The organism is Arthrobacter sp. Y3221114, assembly GCF_059092625.1.
Genome location: NZ_JBNHHW010000003.1, coordinates 289512 through 304688, shown reverse-complemented (window position 1 = coordinate 304688; position 15177 = coordinate 289512). Strand labels below are relative to the sequence as shown.

General features: G+C 67.0%; 14 protein-coding genes. 11 read left to right on the top strand and 3 right to left on the bottom strand.

All coding sequences use genetic code 11. The features are described 5' to 3' along the window. Positions 1-186: 186 nt before the first annotated feature. From AC5RV3_RS08380 to AC5RV3_RS08355, 6 genes are all read left to right on the top strand, one after another. Positions 187-1833, top strand: a complete 1647-nt coding sequence (locus AC5RV3_RS08380; RefSeq protein ID WP_494121718.1) for a peptide ABC transporter substrate-binding protein — start codon at positions 187-189, stop codon at positions 1831-1833. A 126-nt stretch (positions 1834-1959) separates the two neighbouring features. After that, positions 1960-2886 (top strand): ABC transporter permease, encoded by a 927-nt coding sequence (locus tag AC5RV3_RS08375; protein WP_494112983.1) that lies wholly within the window; start codon positions 1960-1962, stop codon positions 2884-2886. Continuing rightward, positions 2879-3847: an ABC transporter permease gene (locus AC5RV3_RS08370; RefSeq protein ID WP_494121717.1), complete on the top strand. Its 969-nt coding sequence runs from the start codon at positions 2879-2881 to the stop codon at positions 3845-3847. Before AC5RV3_RS08375 ends, AC5RV3_RS08370 begins: the two co-directional genes overlap by 8 nt. Then, positions 3844-5535 (top strand): dipeptide ABC transporter ATP-binding protein, encoded by a 1692-nt coding sequence (locus AC5RV3_RS08365; protein ID WP_494121716.1) that lies wholly within the window; start codon positions 3844-3846, stop codon positions 5533-5535. Before AC5RV3_RS08370 ends, AC5RV3_RS08365 begins: the two co-directional genes overlap by 4 nt. A gap of 159 nt (positions 5536-5694) precedes the next feature. Further along, entirely contained in the window at positions 5695-7617 is a 1923-nt protein-coding gene (typA, locus tag AC5RV3_RS08360) for a translational GTPase TypA (protein ID WP_493989062.1), read from the top strand. Positions 7618-7626: 9 nt separating this feature from the next. Continuing rightward, entirely contained in the window at positions 7627-8121 is a 495-nt protein-coding gene (locus tag AC5RV3_RS08355) for a hypothetical protein (protein WP_494121715.1), read from the top strand. Positions 8122-8145: 24 nt separating this feature from the next. Here the strand turns inward: AC5RV3_RS08355 and AC5RV3_RS08350 are convergent, their stop codons facing one another. Beyond that, positions 8146-8640 carry an ArsR/SmtB family transcription factor gene (locus AC5RV3_RS08350; protein ID WP_494112988.1) on the bottom strand — a complete coding sequence of 165 codons (495 nt, stop codon included), beginning with the start codon at positions 8638-8640 and terminating at the stop codon, positions 8146-8148. 68 nt (positions 8641-8708) lie between these two features. Here AC5RV3_RS08350 and AC5RV3_RS08345 point away from each other — a divergent pair, with 68 nt between their 5' ends. Beyond that, positions 8709-10025 (top strand): MFS transporter, encoded by a 1317-nt coding sequence (locus AC5RV3_RS08345; protein WP_494121714.1) that lies wholly within the window; start codon positions 8709-8711, stop codon positions 10023-10025. On the opposite strand, the gene AC5RV3_RS08340 is transcribed toward AC5RV3_RS08345, so the two are convergent. Beyond that, positions 10013-10261, bottom strand: coding sequence for a putative acetyltransferase (locus AC5RV3_RS08340; RefSeq protein ID WP_493989066.1), 249 nt, complete (start codon positions 10259-10261; stop codon positions 10013-10015). The two genes, AC5RV3_RS08345 and AC5RV3_RS08340, sit on opposite strands and share 13 nt — an antisense overlap. A 91-nt stretch (positions 10262-10352) precedes the next feature. On the opposite strand from AC5RV3_RS08340, the gene fdxA reads away from it, so the two are divergent. The 3 genes from fdxA to AC5RV3_RS08325 all read left to right on the top strand — a co-directional run bounded on the left by fdxA (position 10353) and on the right by AC5RV3_RS08325 (position 13254). Beyond that, a complete protein-coding gene (gene fdxA / locus AC5RV3_RS08335; protein WP_127511272.1) occupies positions 10353-10676 on the top strand; it encodes a ferredoxin in 324 nt (107 codons plus the stop codon). A 5-nt stretch (positions 10677-10681) separates the two neighbouring features. Beyond that, a complete protein-coding gene (gene dapC, locus AC5RV3_RS08330; protein WP_494121713.1) occupies positions 10682-11809 on the top strand; it encodes a succinyldiaminopimelate transaminase in 1128 nt (375 codons plus the stop codon). Between the two features lie 161 nt (positions 11810-11970). Then, on the top strand, positions 11971-13254 hold the full coding sequence (locus AC5RV3_RS08325) for a citrate synthase (protein WP_494121712.1): 1284 nt from the start codon (positions 11971-11973) through the stop codon (positions 13252-13254). 111 nt (positions 13255-13365) lie between these two features. Here the strand turns inward: AC5RV3_RS08325 and galE are convergent, their stop codons facing one another. Then, positions 13366-14379 carry a UDP-glucose 4-epimerase GalE gene (galE, locus tag AC5RV3_RS08320; RefSeq protein WP_494121711.1) on the bottom strand — a complete coding sequence of 338 codons (1014 nt, stop codon included), beginning with the start codon at positions 14377-14379 and terminating at the stop codon, positions 13366-13368. A gap of 184 nt (positions 14380-14563) precedes the next feature. Between galE and AC5RV3_RS08315 the strand changes: the two genes are divergently transcribed. Beyond that, entirely contained in the window at positions 14564-15175 is a 612-nt protein-coding gene (locus AC5RV3_RS08315; RefSeq protein WP_494121710.1) for a hypothetical protein, read from the top strand. Positions 15176-15177: the final 2 nt, after the last annotated feature.

Here is a 15177-nt window from a genome sequence, read left to right as displayed (position 1 = left end):
GCAGCGGCCGCTTTTAGCATCCCTTTTCGGCAAATTGCAACCCGATTGGAAGCAAGGCCTGTTATCAGCGTCACAGTTGGCGCATATGCTGGTGCCACCTGAGCCCGCCCGGCTGCGAACCATGCCGGCGCGGACCGGTCCGGCGTCACAAGCCGCCGGATGGAGCACGGTACCTGAGGAGGCGGCATGCGTTTCGCTCGAACATCCCGACTGGTTGGACTGGCAGCCGCGGCAGCGCTCGCGGTGACGGCCTGCGGCGGTGGCGGTGGCGGAGGCGGTGGCACGGAGGGCGGCGGCGACGGCAACGCCGAAGCGGTGATCACGGCCAACAGCACGGAGCCGCAGAACCCGCTGGTCCCCACCAACACCAACGAGGTCGGCGGCGGCCGCGTGATTGACCTCATCTTCGAAGGCCTGATCAGCTACGATCCCGAGGGCAAACCGGTCAACGCGGTAGCGGAATCCATCGAGACCGAAGACTCGCAGAACTACACGATTACCCTCAAGCCGGACCAGACGTTCACCAACGGTGACCCGGTCACCTCCAGCTCCTTCGTGGACGCTTGGAATTACGGTGCCTCCGTCGAGAACGCCCAGCTGAGCGCCTATTTCTTCGAAAGCATCGAAGGATACGACGAGGTCAGCTCCGAGGGCGCGACCACGAAGGAGATGTCCGGGCTCAAGGTCGTCGATGACACGACCTTCAACGTGACGTTGAGACAGCCCGAATCGGACTGGCCGTTGCGCCTGGGCTACACGGCGTTCGCGCCGCTGCCGCCCGTGGCCTTTGAGGACATGGAGGCCTTCGGGGAGAACCCGGTCGGGAACGGACCCTACATGCTGGCCGGTGACGGCGCGTGGCAGCACGACGTGCAGATCGAACTGGTGCCGAACCCGGACTACCAGGGCACCCGGACCCCGCAGAACGGCGGGATCACGTTCAAGTTCTATTCGTCCTTTGAGGCGGCCTACCAGGACCTGCTCTCGGACAACCTGGACGTGCTCGACACCATCCCGCCGAGCGCGCTGGCAAACTTCAAGACCGACCTCGGCGAGGGCCGCTGGTTGGAGAAGCCCTATGCCGGCAACCAAACCATCGTCATTCCGCAGTACTTGGAAGAATGGACCGGCGAGGCCGGCCATCTGCGGCGCCAGGCCATCTCCATGGCGATCAACCGGGACGAGATCACCCAGGTGATCTTCCAGGGCGGGCGGCAGCCGGCCACCGAGTTCACGGCCCCCGTGCTCACGGGCTACAGCGAGAGCATCCCGGGCAACGAAGTGCTGCAGTACAACGAGGAGGAAGCCAAGCGGCTGTGGGCGGAAGCCGACAAGATCGAACCGTGGGGCGACAGGACGTTCACCATCGCTTCCAACGCCGACGGCGGCCACAAGGAATGGATCGAAGCAGTCGCTAACGGCCTGAAGAACGTGCTCGGCATAGACGCCCAGTTCGAGTCCTACGCCACCTTCCCCGAGCTCAGGACCAAGGTCACGGCAAAGGAGATGACCGGCGCCTCGCGTGCCGGCTGGCAGGCCGACTACCCGTCGCTGTACAACTTCCTCGGCCCGCTGTACGGCACCGGGGCTGGATCCAACGACGGCGACTACTCGAACAAGGAGTTCGACCAGAAGCTGCGCGAGGGGCTGGGGGCGGCCACGCCGGAAGAGGGCAACCAGATCTTCAACGAGGCGCAGGAGATTTTGATGGAGGACCTGCCTGTCGTCCCGTTGTGGTACCAGGTCCGGCAGGTCGGCTGGAGTTCCGTCGTGCAGGACGTGGACACCGCCTGGAACGGGGTGCCGATTTACCACCAGATCACCGGCAAGTGACCCCGAGGCGCTGCGGGGCCGGGCGGTGGCCGGGCCCCGCAACGCCCCAAACCTGACCCCCCCCCAGCGAGAGGCAGGGTTGATGATCCATCACTTGGCGGCACGCAGGGCGCAAGGAGGAAGCTAGTGCTCTGGTACATCTTCCGGCGCTTCCTGCAGATGATCCCGGTGTTCTTTGGCGCCACGTTCCTGGTCTATTTCCTCGTTTTTTCGCTTCCGGGCGATCCCATCCAGGCACTGTTCGGTGACCGCGCCGTCAACCCAGCGGTGGCCGCCCAGCTTCGGGCGCAGTACAACCTGGACCAGCCGTTCCTCATCCAGTACGTCCTCTATCTGAAAAACCTCGTCACCTTCAATCTCGGCAACGACTTCTCCGGCAGGCCTGTTGCCGAGGTGCTGGCCCAAATCTTCCCGGTTACGGTCAGGCTGGCCATCCTCGCGCTGGTCTTCGAAGCCGTCTTCGGCATCCTTTTCGGTTTGATCGCCGGTCTGCGGAAGGGCCGGATGTTCGATGGGACCGTATTGGTCGCCTCGCTGATCGTCATAGCGATCCCGATTTTCGTCCTCGGATTCGTCCTACAGTTCCTCGTCGGCGTCAAGCTCGGCTGGGCCAGACCCACAGTGGGCGCCCAAGCGGGCTGGTCCGACCTGATCCTCCCGGCCGTCGTGTTGGGCCTAGTGTCGCTGGCCTACGTGCTGCGCCTGACCCGAACATCGATCATCGAGAACATGAACGCCGACTACGTGCGCACCGCGATGGCCAAGGGATTGTCCCGGCCGCGCGTCGTCGTCGTGCATATCCTGCGGAACTCCATGATTCCGGTCGTGACGTTCCTGGGCGCCGATCTCGGAGCCCTGATGGGCGGGGCGATCGTGACCGAGGGAATCTTCAACGTCCCCGGCGTCGGCCAGCGACTGTACCAGTCCGTGCTGCGGGGCGAGGGCCCCACCATCGTGTCCATCGTCAGCGTGCTCGTGCTCGTCTACATTCTGGCCAACCTGCTGGTGGACGTGCTCTATGCCTGGCTCGACCCGAGGATCCGTTATGCCTAGAGAACCGCTGGAACGCGACAACCCGGCCATCGAGCATTTCGTTGCCCCCCTGGACGAAACTCCGGTGCTGGCCACCGACAAAGTCGACGAGGATGTCCAGCCGCTCAGCCTGTGGGCCGAAGCGTGGCGCAACCTGCGGACCCAACCGCTCTTCATCATCTCGGCGCTGCTGCTGTTGCTGGTGGTTGTCGTGGCGCTCTTCCCGGGGCTCTTCACGCAGACGCCGCCGGCGCAGAATTGCCTGCTGGCCAATTCCGACGGCGGACCGGCGCCCGGGCACCCGCTGGGGTTCACCAAGCAGGGATGCGACGTCTATTCGCGCATCATTCACGGGACCCAGGCATCGCTGACGGTGGGTATTTTCGCCACGCTCGGCGCACTGCTGATCGGCGGGACGCTCGGTGCCATTGCCGGCTTCTACGGCGGCTGGCTGGATGCGGTGATCGCCCGGATCGGCGACGTCTTCTTCGCGCTGCCGCTGATCCTGGGCGCCATCATCATCATGCAGCTGCCGTTGTTCCGGGCCAACCGCAACGTCTGGACAGTGGTCATCACGCTGGTGGTCTTCGGCTGGCCGCAGGTGGCCCGCATCACCCGGGGCGCCGTCATTTCCGTGCGCAACGCCGACTTCGTCACGGCGGCCCGGTCGCTGGGCGTTTCCAGGGTCGCCGCCCTGGTCAAGCACGTCATCCCCAACTCGCTGGCGCCCGTCATCGTGGTGGTGACCGTGAACCTGGGCATCTTCATCGTCGCCGAGGCCACCCTGTCCTTCCTGGGCATTGGGCTGCCGCCCGACGTGATGTCCTGGGGCAATGACATCTCCACGGCCCAGGTGTCGCTGCGCTCCAACCCGGCCAGCCTGCTCTGGCCGGCGCTGGCGTTGTCCGTCACCGTGCTGAGCTTCATCATGCTCGGTGACGCCCTCCGCGACGCACTCGATCCGAAGGCGAGGAAGCGATGACGCACATCCGCGAGGTCGACGACGCCGCGCCCCTGCTGCAGATCAAGGACCTGGCGATCACGTTTCGAACGTCCACCGGGGACGTGGAAGCGGTCAAAGACGCCCATCTGACGGTCATGCCGGGGGAGACCGTGGCCATAGTGGGCGAATCTGGCTCGGGCAAGTCGACCACGGCGCTGGCGACCATCGGGCTGCTCCCGGAAAACGGCCGGGTCTCCGGCGGCCAGATCGTCTTCGCCGGGGAAGACCTGGCCGGCGCCAGCAGCCAGCGAATCGTGGAACTGCGCGGCAATTCGATCGGCATGGTGCCCCAGGACCCGATGTCCAACCTCAACCCGGTGTGGAAGATCGGCTTCCAGGTCAGGGAGACGCTGCGGGCCAACGGGCTCCCCTCCGACAATGCCGCGGTGGCCAACGTCCTGGCAGAGGCGGGGCTGCCCGATGCCGCCAGCCGATCCCGGCAGTTCCCGCACGAATTTTCCGGCGGCATGCGCCAACGCGCCCTGATCGCCATCGGCTTGTCGTGCCGGCCGCGGCTGCTGATCGCCGACGAACCGACCTCAGCCCTCGACGTGACGGTGCAGCGCCAGATCCTGGACCATCTGGAATCGATGACCCGGGACCTCGGCACCGCCGTCCTGCTGATCACCCATGACCTGGGTTTGGCCGCCGAGCGTGCCCGCAAGGTGGTGGTGATGTACAAGGGCCGGGTCGTGGAGTCGGGTCCCGCCCTGCAGATTCTGCAGAATCCGCGCCACCCCTACACGCGACGGCTGGTTGAGTCGGCGCCGTCCCTGGCGTCGCGGCGTATCCAGTCGGCGAAGGCCGCCGGCATCGAAACCTCCGAACTACTGGCACCGGTCGGGCAGGAGGCCACATCCACCGACAACGTCATTGAAGTCAAGGACCTGACCAAGGTCTTCAAGCTGCGCAGCGGGTTTGGGAAGTCCACCGACTTCACCGCGGTGGACAACGTGTCCTTCAATATCAAGCGCGGCACCACGACGGCGGTGGTGGGGGAGTCGGGATCCGGCAAGTCCACCGTGGCAAAGATGGTCCTGAACCTCGAGTCGCCGACCAGCGGCCACATTGTCTTCGACGGCGTGGACATGACCGCCCTCAACGCCAAGGCCCTGCTTGCCTTCCGCCGGCGGGTCCAGCCGATCTTCCAGGATCCCTACGGGTCGTTGGACCCCATGTACAACATCTTCCGCACCATTGAGGAGCCGTTGCGCGTGCACAACATCGGGGACCGCAAGAGCCGCGAAGCCAAGGTCCGACAGCTGCTGGACCAGGTGGCGCTTCCGGCGTCCGCCATGCGCCGGTTCCCGAACGAGCTCTCCGGCGGCCAGCGCCAGCGCGTCGCCATCGCCCGTGCGCTGGCGCTGGACCCCGAGGTGGTGATCTGCGACGAGGCGGTCTCCGCGCTGGACGTGCTGGTGCAGGCCCAGATCCTGGACCTGCTGGCCGGCCTGCAGCAGGACCTGGGCCTGAGCTACCTGTTCATCACGCACGACCTGGCCGTGGTCCGGCAGATCGCCGACCACGTCACCGTGATGGAAAAGGGCAAGGTGGTGGAGGCCGGCACCACGGACAACGTCTTCGACTCCCCGCAGCAGCGGTACACGCAGGAGCTGCTGGCCGCCATTCCCGGCGCGAGCCTGGAGCTGCCGCCGGAGGTGGCCTGACCCCAGGACTCCAGCCCGCCGCCGGCCCCGGCTCCGGGCCGCGTTAGGCCATGGGTGGCGTTGCGGATTACAATGGAGTGCCTACCCGCATCCGGGCACGGCGCTGGCTGTCCGATATTAGGCCCAGGTTCCATGTAATCCACGGAAGAGTAATCCCGCATGTCTGAAACCACCGCATCGACGCAGAGCGCCGTTCGCAGCGACCTTCGCAACGTCGCCATCGTAGCCCACGTCGACCACGGGAAGACCACCCTCGTGGATGCCATGCTGAAGCACACCGGTGCCTTCGCCAGCCACGGCGAAACCGAAGAGCGCGTCATGGACTCCGGGGAACTGGAACGTGAAAAGGGCATTACCATCCTGGCCAAGAACACCACCGTGTTCTACTCCGGCCCGTCCGCCCAGGGCGAGACCATCACCATCAGCGTGATCGACACTCCCGGGCACGCCGACTTCGGCGGCGAGGTGGAGCGGGGCCTGTCCATGGTGGACGGCGTGGTCCTGCTGGTCGATGCGTCCGAGGGCCCGCTGCCGCAGACCCGTTTTGTGCTGCGCAAGGCGCTGGCCGCCAAGCTCCCCGTCATCCTGGTGGTCAACAAGACCGACCGTCCGGACGCACGGATCGACGGCGTCGTCGCCGAATCGATGGACCTGCTGCTGGGCCTGGCCTCCGACCTTGCCGACGAAGTCCCCGATCTGGACCTGGACGCCGTCCTCAACGTTCCCGTTGTCTACGCCTCCGGCAAGGCCGGCCGCGCCTCGCTGACCCAGCCCGCCGACGGTACCCTGCCGGAGGACGAGGACCTGGAGCCGCTGTTCGCCACCATCATGGAGCACGTCCCGGCCCCGTCCTACGACCCCGACGGCGTGCTGCAGGCGCACGTGACCAACCTGGACGCCTCACCCTTCCTGGGCCGCCTGGCGCTGCTGCGCATCTACAACGGCACCCTGCAGAAGGGGCAGACCGTGGCCTGGGCCCGCCAGGACGGCCAGCTGAAGAACGTGCGCATTTCCGAACTCCTGGCCACCCGGGGACTCTCCCGCGTGCCGGCCGAATCCGCCGGCCCCGGCGAGATTGTCGCCGTCGCCGGGATCGAGGACATCACCATCGGCGAGACCCTGACCGACGCCGAAAACCCGCAGCCGCTGCCGCTCATCAAGGTGGACGATCCGGCCATCTCAATGACCATCGGCATCAACACCTCGCCGCTGGCCGGCAAAGTCAAGGGTGCCAAGGTCACCGCCCGCCAGGTCAAGGACCGGCTGGACAAGGAACTGGTGGGCAACGTCTCGCTGAAGGTGCTGCCGACCGAGCGCCCGGATGCCTGGGAGGTCCAGGGCCGCGGCGAGCTGGCGCTGGCCATCCTGGTGGAGCAGATGCGCCGCGAGGGCTTCGAGCTGACCGTGGGCAAGCCCCAGGTGGTCACCAAGACCATCGACGGCAAGGTGCACGAGCCGATGGAGCACATGACCATCGACGTGCCCGAGGAGTACCTCGGCGCCGTCACCCAGCTGCTGGCCGCCCGCAAGGGCCGGATGGTCAACATGGCCAACCACGGCACCGGCTGGGTCCGGATGGAGTTCATTGTTCCGGCCCGCGGCCTGATCGGTTTCCGCACCCGGTTCATGACCGAAACCCGGGGCGCCGGCATCGCCGCGTCCATCTCCGAGGGCTACGAGCCCTGGGCCGGGCCGATCGAGTACCGCACCAACGGTTCGATGGTGGCCGACCGGGCCGGCGTGGTCACGCCCTTCGCGATGATCAACCTGCAGGAACGCGGCTCCTTCTTCGTCCAGCCCACCTCCGAGGTCTACGAAGGCATGATCGTGGGCGAGAATTCGCGGGCGGACGACATGGACGTGAACATCACCAAGGAAAAGAAGCTCACCAACATGCGTGCCGCTTCCTCCGACAGCTTCGAGAACCTCACCCCGCCGCGGAACCTGACCCTGGAGGAGTCCCTCGAATTCGCCCGCGAGGACGAGTGCGTTGAGGTCACCCCGGAGTCCATCCGCATCCGCAAGGTGGTCCTGGATGCCAACGAGCGGCTCAAGGCCGCCCGTGCGCGCGCCCGGGCATAAACTGGACCTATGACAGAGCTGAGGCAACCCGCCGGAGACCACGGCGGGTTGCCTTCCGCTGTTTCGGGCCAGGGCCCCGAACGGCGCGCGGCACGACGGCGGCGTCCCGCCTTTCACGGGTGGGGCACGGCTGTCTTCGGCGCGGTGGTGACGGCGGTCGCGGGAACGGCACTCCACTCGCAGATTCTCTATGCCGGGGAGTCCGGGTATCCGTGGGGCGCCGCGGCGGCCCTGCTGTTCGCCTTGGCGGTGATGGTCTGGGCCGGGCTCAAGACGCACAACGTCCTGATCGCCGGCCTGACGGGTGTCCTCTCGTACGTCCTCGTCGGACTGATGGCGCTGGCCCCCGGCGCCGAGCCGCTGATCGTCACCGGGACCACAGCGGCGGTGGAATTGCCGATCGCCGTGGCGGGCCGGATCTGGATGATCGGACTGGTGTTCGCCACCGTCGTGGCGCTGCTGGCCTGCGCCTGGGCGCTCAAGCCGCGGCGGGCCGGGGCCTGATTCGGGCCGTCCGCGCGCCGCGCGTCAATTCGCCGTTTGGTCCAGATGGTGGGCCATGAAGATTGAGGTTGCGGTCCCGTCCTCGTCGGCGGGCAACATCGCGTATTCCTCGAAGATTGCGCGGATCTTCCCCAGCATCTCCTGGCGGTGCGCGTCGTTGAGTTTGATGCCCATCCGGGTGGTTTCGATCTCGTCCGGGGCCAGGCCGTCGATTTCCTGCAGGAAGGTCTCTACCAGCACCGGTGCCGCGTCCGGCATCTTCGCGCCCCAGGACATCCGGGTGGCGCGGTAGGGGACTTCCTTGGCCCCCCGGTTGCCCTTTCGCGGTTCCTCGGCCTCCAGGAACCCGGTGTTGAGCAGCGTGCGCACGTGGTGCAGCGAGGTGGCCGGATTCAAGCCGAGCAGTTCCGCGATCTCTTTGTTGGTCCGCGACCGGTGGAGGCAGAGCCGGAGAATGCGCAGCCGTACCGGGGAGCTGAGCGCCCGCCCGGTGGCTTGCAGGTCCTGGTCCGTAGGCATGTCTCCAGCATACGACACCAGGCGCCTAATGATTGACTTTCCCCAATCGCTGCCCGAGACTGTGACCTGTGACTCAGGCACCCGCTCCACGGGGCTCCGGAACCGCCCCGGCAGCCGACGCTGCCCACCCGGCCGGCGCACCGCCGTCGTTGTGGCGGGACCCGAACTTCCTCACCTTCTGGTCGGCGCAGACGATCAGCCAGGTCGGGGTCCAGGTCGGCCAACTGGCCGTCCCGGTCCTCGCGGTGATCGTTCTCGGGGCCAGCGAATTCCAGGTGGGTGTCCTCAACGCCAGCGCCACCGCTGCCTTCCTGCTGATCGGCCTGCCCGCGGGCGCCTGGGTGGACCGCTGGCTCAAGCGGCGGGTCATGATCACGGCCGACCTGGTCCGAGCCGCCGCCATGCTGTCCGTGCCGCTGCTGTGGTGGATGGGCGTGCTGCAAATGTGGCACCTGTATGCGGTGGCGGGCGTGCTCGGCTGCGCCACGGTGTTCTTCGACGTGGCCTACCAGAGCTACATCCCGGTCCTGGTGCGCGGCGACCAGGTGGCGTCGGCGAACTCCAAGCTGGAGAGCACCGCGCAGCTGGCGAGGATGGGCGGACCCGCCGCGGGCGGCGGCCTGCTGCAGGTGATGGCGGCTCCGCTGCTGTTCCTCGCGGACACGCTCGGCTATCTTTTCTCGGCCCTGTTCCTGGTCCGCACCGCAGACCGCGAAGTGCCTGCGCCGCGGCACGGCCGGCGGCCGCTCGTGGTGGAAATCAGGGAAGGGCTTGGCTTCGTGGTGCGGCATCCGCTGATCAGCCGGATAGCCGCGTGCACGGGCCTGACAAATTTCTTCGCCGGATTGGCCTTCACGCTGTTTCCCATCCTGGTGCTGCGCGAACTGGGCCTGGGCCCGGGCGCGCTGGGGCTGGTCTATTCGGTCGCCGCGGCCGGCGGGCTGCTGGGCGCGGTGGCGGCGCCCAAGCTGGCGAAGGTGACCGGCGAAGGGGCGCTGATTCCGCTGGCGAGCGTCGCGTCGGCGGTCTTCCTGGCGGCGATGCCGTTGTCGGCGCTGATGCCGGATACCGCCTCGGCGCTGCTCCTGCTGATCGTCGCCGAGGCCGGTGTCTCCTTCTGCTCCCTGGTCTACAACGTGATGCAGGTGACGATGCGCCAGCGGGTCTGCCCGCCGCGGCTGCTCGGGCGGATGAACGCCTCGATCCGGTTCGTGGTGTACGGCGTGTTGCCGCTCTCCGGGCTGCTGGCGGGCGTGCTGGGCGAAACCATCGGGTTGGTGCCCACCCTGTGGATCGGTGCGGCCGGGTCCGCGCTCGCCGCGGCGCCCGTGCTGTTCTCACCCCTGTGGGCGCTGCGGAAACTGCCGGACAGCTACGAGGGCTGACCGCCGGCGCGCGGGCGGCGCCGCGGCGGGGCGGGCGGCACCTGCTTGGCCGCGGCCACGGCCGACAAGGAAACGACGACGTCGCCGCGCCGGGTGCCCACCGTGCAGCTGTCGGCATCGACGGCCAGCAGCTCGCCGAGCACGTCCGTGAAGCCGCCCTCGATCCGGTAGCGGACCACCACGCGTGTTCCCGGTGCTGCTGCGGCGAGAAACGCGGCGGGGGTAGCGGGTATCACGTGACCATCTTAGGTGGGCCGTCCCCGGCTGGGGAGATAATGGTCCCAACCGATACGCTAGAGGGAACTGTTCAGAAAGGTGCTGACGGACGTGACGTACGTAATCGCACAGCCGTGCGTGGATGTAAAAGACAAGGCATGTATCGAAGAATGCCCGGTGGACTGTATCTACGAAGGAGAACGGTCCCTGTACATCCACCCGGATGAATGTGTCGATTGCGGCGCGTGCGAACCGGTCTGCCCGGTCGAAGCCATCTACTACGAAGATGACACTCCCGAGGAGTGGGCCGACTACTACAAGGCCAACGTGGAGTTCTTCGACGATCTGGGTTCCCCGGGCGGTGCCGCCAAGCTGGGCAACACCCACAAGGACCACCCGCTGATCGCCGCGCTGCCGCCGCAGAACCAAGACTGACCTCGATGGCTTCTTTCGGCCTGCAGTTGCCGGATTACCCGTGGGACGCCATGGCGCCCTACGCGCAAAAAGCGGCCGAACACCCGGGCGGCGCGGTGAACCTGTCCATCGGCACGCCGGTTGACCCCACTCCGGCCGTCGTCCGGGAGGCCCTGGCCGCGGCCGCCGACGCCCCGGGCTACCCGACGACGCACGGCACCGCCGAACTGCGGGAAGCGATCGTGGAGTGGTTCGGGCGCCGTCGAAACGTTCCCGGGATGGATCCGGAAGCGGTCATGCCCACCGTCGGTTCGAAGGAACTGGTCGCCTGGCTGCCCACCTTGCTGGGACTCGGGGCCGGCGACGTCGTGGTGCGCCCCGTCGTGGCGTATCCGACGTACGACATCGGCGCCATCCTGGCCGGCGCGACCCCCGTGGCGGCCGACAACCTGGCGGACCTGGATGCGCAGACCAGGAGCCGGGTAAAACTGGTGTGGGTCAACTCGCCGGGCAACCCCACCGGCCTGGTGCGCGACCGGGCGGAACTGCGCACCCTGGTGGAGGACGCCCGCAGCCTGGGCGCCGTCGTCGCCTCCGACGAATGCTACGCGGAGCTTGGCTGGGGCGCCTGGGACACCGCCCGCGGCGGGCAGGCCGTGCCGAGCGTGCTCGATCCGTACGTCGCGCAGGGCACGCACGAGGGCCTGCTGTGCGCCTACTCGCTCAGCAAGCAGTCCAACCTCGCCGGGTACCGTGCCGCCTTCCTGGCCGGAGACCCGGCGCTGATGCCGAACATCATCAACAGCCGCAAGCATGCGGGCATGATCGTGCCGTTCCCGGTCCAGGCCGCGATGCGCGCCGCCCTGCGCGACGACGCGCACGTCCAGGTGCAGAAGGACCTGTACCGGAGCCGGCGCGAGCGGCTGTTGCCGGCGCTGGAGAATTTCGGCGTGCAGATCCGCCATTCCGAGGCCGGCCTGTACCTGTGGGGGACCGCGGGGGAAGATACATGGACCACCGTGGGCCGTCTTGCCGGGCTGGGCATTGTCATCGGTCCCGGCGTGTTCTACGGCGAGGCCGGCAGCGGCTACGTCCGGGTGGCGCTGACCGGCAGCGACGAACGGATCGACGCCGCCGTCGAACGGCTTTCCTGATCCGGGGCCGACGGCGCCTGACTGTGGATATGAACAAAAATATATGTCCCGGATTAGATATATCCGTGACTCTACGGGTAGCGTTTTACCCGAGTACGTGCATGCTCAGTGCCACAAGCGCCGGCGTGCCGTAAGCTTCCAAACCTCCTGAAGGGGACTCAATGACTGAGCAGACCGGTGCCAAGCTGCACTTCGACGGCGGCGAACTCGAACTCCCACGGCTCAAGGCCGCCGAAGGCAACGACGGCTACGACGTATCCAAACTGCTGAAGCAGACCGGCGCGGTCACCTTCGACCCGGGGTTCATGAACACTGCGGCGACCACCTCCGCGATCACCTACATCGACGGCGACGCCGGTGTGCTCCGCTACCGCGGCTATCCGATCGAGCAGTTGGCCGAGCACTCGAACTTCCTCGAAGTGTCCTACCTGCTGATTTACGGCGAACTGCCCACCCCCACCGAGCTGGAAGCCTTCGACCAGAAAATCCGCCGCCACACCCTGCTGCATGAAGAGCTCAAGGGCTTCTTCGGCGGATTCCCGCGCGACGCACACCCGATGCCGGTGCTCTCCTCCGCGGTCAGCGCCCTGTCGACCTTCTACCAGGACTCGCTGGATCCGTTCGACGACGAGCAGGTGGAACTCTCCACCATCCGCCTGATGGCCAAGCTCCCCGTGATCGCCGCCTACGCCCACAAGAAGTCCATCGGTCAGGCCCTGCTCTACCCGGACAACTCCATGAACCTGGTGGAGAACTTCCTGCGCCTGAGCTTCGGCCTGCCGGCCGAGCCCTACGAGCTCGACCCGACCGTGGTGAAGGCGCTGGACCTGCTGCTGATCCTGCACGCAGACCACGAGCAGAACTGCTCCACGTCCACCGTGCGCCTGGTGGGCAGCTCCAACGCCAACATGTTCGCGTCCGTCTCCGCCGGCATCAACGCCCTGTTCGGTCCGCTCCACGGCGGCGCCAACGAGGCCGTGCTGAACATGCTCCGCCAGATCCAGGCCAGCGGCCAGGCCCCGGAGCAGTTCATGGAAAAGGTCAAGAACAAGGAAGAAGGCGTGCGCCTGATGGGCTTCGGGCACCGCGTCTACAAGAACTACGATCCGCGCGCCCGCCTGGTCAAGGCCACCGCGCACGAGATCCTGAGCAAGCTCGGCGGCAACGACGAGCTGCTGGACATCGCCATGCGCCTGGAAGAGAAGGCGCTGGCGGACGACTACTTCATCGAGCGCAAGCTGTACCCGAACGTGGACTTCTACACCGGCCTGATCTACAAGGCCATGGGCTTCCCGGAGAAGATGTTCACCGTGCTGTTCGCCATCGGCCGCCTGCCCGGCTGGATCGCCCAGTGGCGGGAAATGATCAAGGATCCGCAGACCAAGATCGGCCGCCCCCGGCAGCTGTACACGGGTGCGCAGGAGCGCGAGTACCCGGCCCGCTAGCACGACGGCGGAGCACGCCTTAACGCCAACGGCCCCCGGAGCAATCCGGGGGCCGTTCGTTTTGCTTCAGGCGGAGATGACGCCCTGCCCATCACCCGGGGGAAAATCACCTCAGCCGGCGTAGCCGTTCGGGTTGTTCTTCTGCCAGCGCCAGTGGTCTTCGCACATCTGCTCGAGGTTCTTGACGGCGGACCAGCCGAGCTCGGCCAACGCGGCCGAAGGGTCGGCATAGCTGATGGCGGCGTCGCCCGGGCGCCGGTCGGTCAGCTCGTAGGGGATGTCGAAGCCCGCGGCCTTGCCAAACGCGGCGAGCACCTCCAGCACGGACGAGCCCTTGCCGGTGCCCAGGTTCCAGCGGCGGACGCCGGGCCGGCCGGCAATGAAGTCCAGAGCCGCCAGGTGTCCGGCGGCCAGGTCCATCACGTGGATGTAGTCGCGCACGCCGGTTCCGTCCGGCGTCGGGTAGTCGCTGCCGAAGACGCGGACCTTGTCCCGGCGGCCCACGGCCACCTGCGCCACGAACGGCAGCAGATTGTTCGGCACGCCCGTCGGATCTTCGCCGATCCGCCCGCTTTCATGCGCGCCGACGGGGTTGAAGTAGCGCAACAGGGCCACGTGCCAGCGCGGGTCGGAATCGCCCAGATCGGACAGGATGTCCTCGATCTGCTCCTTGGTCCGGCCGTAGGGATTGATCGCGTCCAGCGGAAGCTTCTCGGTCAGCGGCACTTCCTCGGTGGCGCCGTACACGGTGGCAGAGGAACTGAAAACGATCGTGCGGACGTTGTGGGCGTCCATCGCGCGGAGCAGGTTCAGCGTGCCGCCCACGTTGTTGTGGTAGTAGTGCAAAGGTTTTTCGACGGACTCGCCGACGGCCTTCAAGCCGGCAAAGTGGATCACGGCGTCCACGGATTCGGCCTCCAGCACCCGGTTCAGCGCGGCCTCGTCCAGCAGGTCGGCCTGGTGGAACCGTGCCTGCCGGCCGGCCAGCTCCTGGACCCGGCGCAGCGACTCTTCGCTGGAATTGGCCAGGTTGTCGAGCACCACCACGTCGTGCCCCGCCTCCAGCAGGGCGAGCGTGGTGTGCGAGCCGATGAAGCCGGTTCCTCCGGTGACCAGAATTCTCATGCCAACCAGCTTAGTAGCTCACCCCCGTCTCCCCGGTACGGTCCGCAGCGGGTTCAGTACAGGGCTGGACAGCAAGGTCTAGAGTTGAAATACGGGCAGCGGGGGAACCCGACGGGCGGCACCCGCAGCGGGGGCCACTGCAGACGAGCTGCGTCGTCGGTCCGAGCGAAAGGACGCGGACAGGATGCACGAGACGGGTGGGCCGGGGTGGCGGATCACCGCAGACACCTCGGGACATATGCTGCTGGCACTCTACCTTCGCGACGTCGCCGGCCTGGCCGGAGCCGGCTGGCCGGGGGTCTCGCCGGTGTTGCCGACGGTCCGCACCGCCGATCCCTCCCAGCTGACCGCGCATGTCGGCGGCCCGGCGGCGCTGCGGGACGAGTGGGAGAAGTGGTGGGAGGACCTGGTCCGTGACCGCCCGGGCAACGCCGCGAAGCTGGCCCCGCCGTCCTTTCCCGCCTTCGCCGGCAGCCCCGCGCTGCAGCGGCTGCTGCAGGCCCACTTCGGCGCCGGGATGAGTTGGGCCCGGGCCCGGATGGCCGAGTACGGGAAATTGGCGCAGGAACGTGAGGCCAAGGGCACTACCGGGTTGATCCGCGAACTGGTCCAGGACCGGGAAATGGAACTCGGACGTGCCGCGCGGGCCTTCGAGCTGAAGCTCATCGAACTGCCGCTGTGCGAGCCGCGTGCCTGGTTTGTGGAGCCGGACCGGGTGCTGTTGTGCCAGACACTGATGGACGACGAAGGTGCCTTCCGCAGTTACCTGCAGCCGATCGTCGAACTCATCGTCTAGCC

Coding starts and splice junctions, on each gene's coding strand:
- typA (WP_493989062.1), top strand. CDS start 5,695: ATGTCTGAAACCACCGCATCGACGCAGAGCGCCGTTCGCAGCGACCTT.
- AC5RV3_RS08350 (WP_494112988.1), bottom strand. CDS start 8,640: ATGCCTACGGACCAGGACCTGCAAGCCACCGGGCGGGCGCTCAGCTCC.
- AC5RV3_RS08355 (WP_494121715.1), top strand. CDS start 7,627: ATGACAGAGCTGAGGCAACCCGCCGGAGACCACGGCGGGTTGCCTTCC.
- AC5RV3_RS08365 (WP_494121716.1), top strand. CDS start 3,844: ATGACGCACATCCGCGAGGTCGACGACGCCGCGCCCCTGCTGCAGATC.
- AC5RV3_RS08370 (WP_494121717.1), top strand. CDS start 2,879: ATGCCTAGAGAACCGCTGGAACGCGACAACCCGGCCATCGAGCATTTC.
- AC5RV3_RS08380 (WP_494121718.1), top strand. CDS start 187: ATGCGTTTCGCTCGAACATCCCGACTGGTTGGACTGGCAGCCGCGGCA.
- AC5RV3_RS08315 (WP_494121710.1), top strand. CDS start 14,564: ATGCACGAGACGGGTGGGCCGGGGTGGCGGATCACCGCAGACACCTCG.
- AC5RV3_RS08325 (WP_494121712.1), top strand. CDS start 11,971: ATGACTGAGCAGACCGGTGCCAAGCTGCACTTCGACGGCGGCGAACTC.
- dapC (WP_494121713.1), top strand. CDS start 10,682: ATGGCTTCTTTCGGCCTGCAGTTGCCGGATTACCCGTGGGACGCCATG.
- galE (WP_494121711.1), bottom strand. CDS start 14,379: ATGAGAATTCTGGTCACCGGAGGAACCGGCTTCATCGGCTCGCACACC.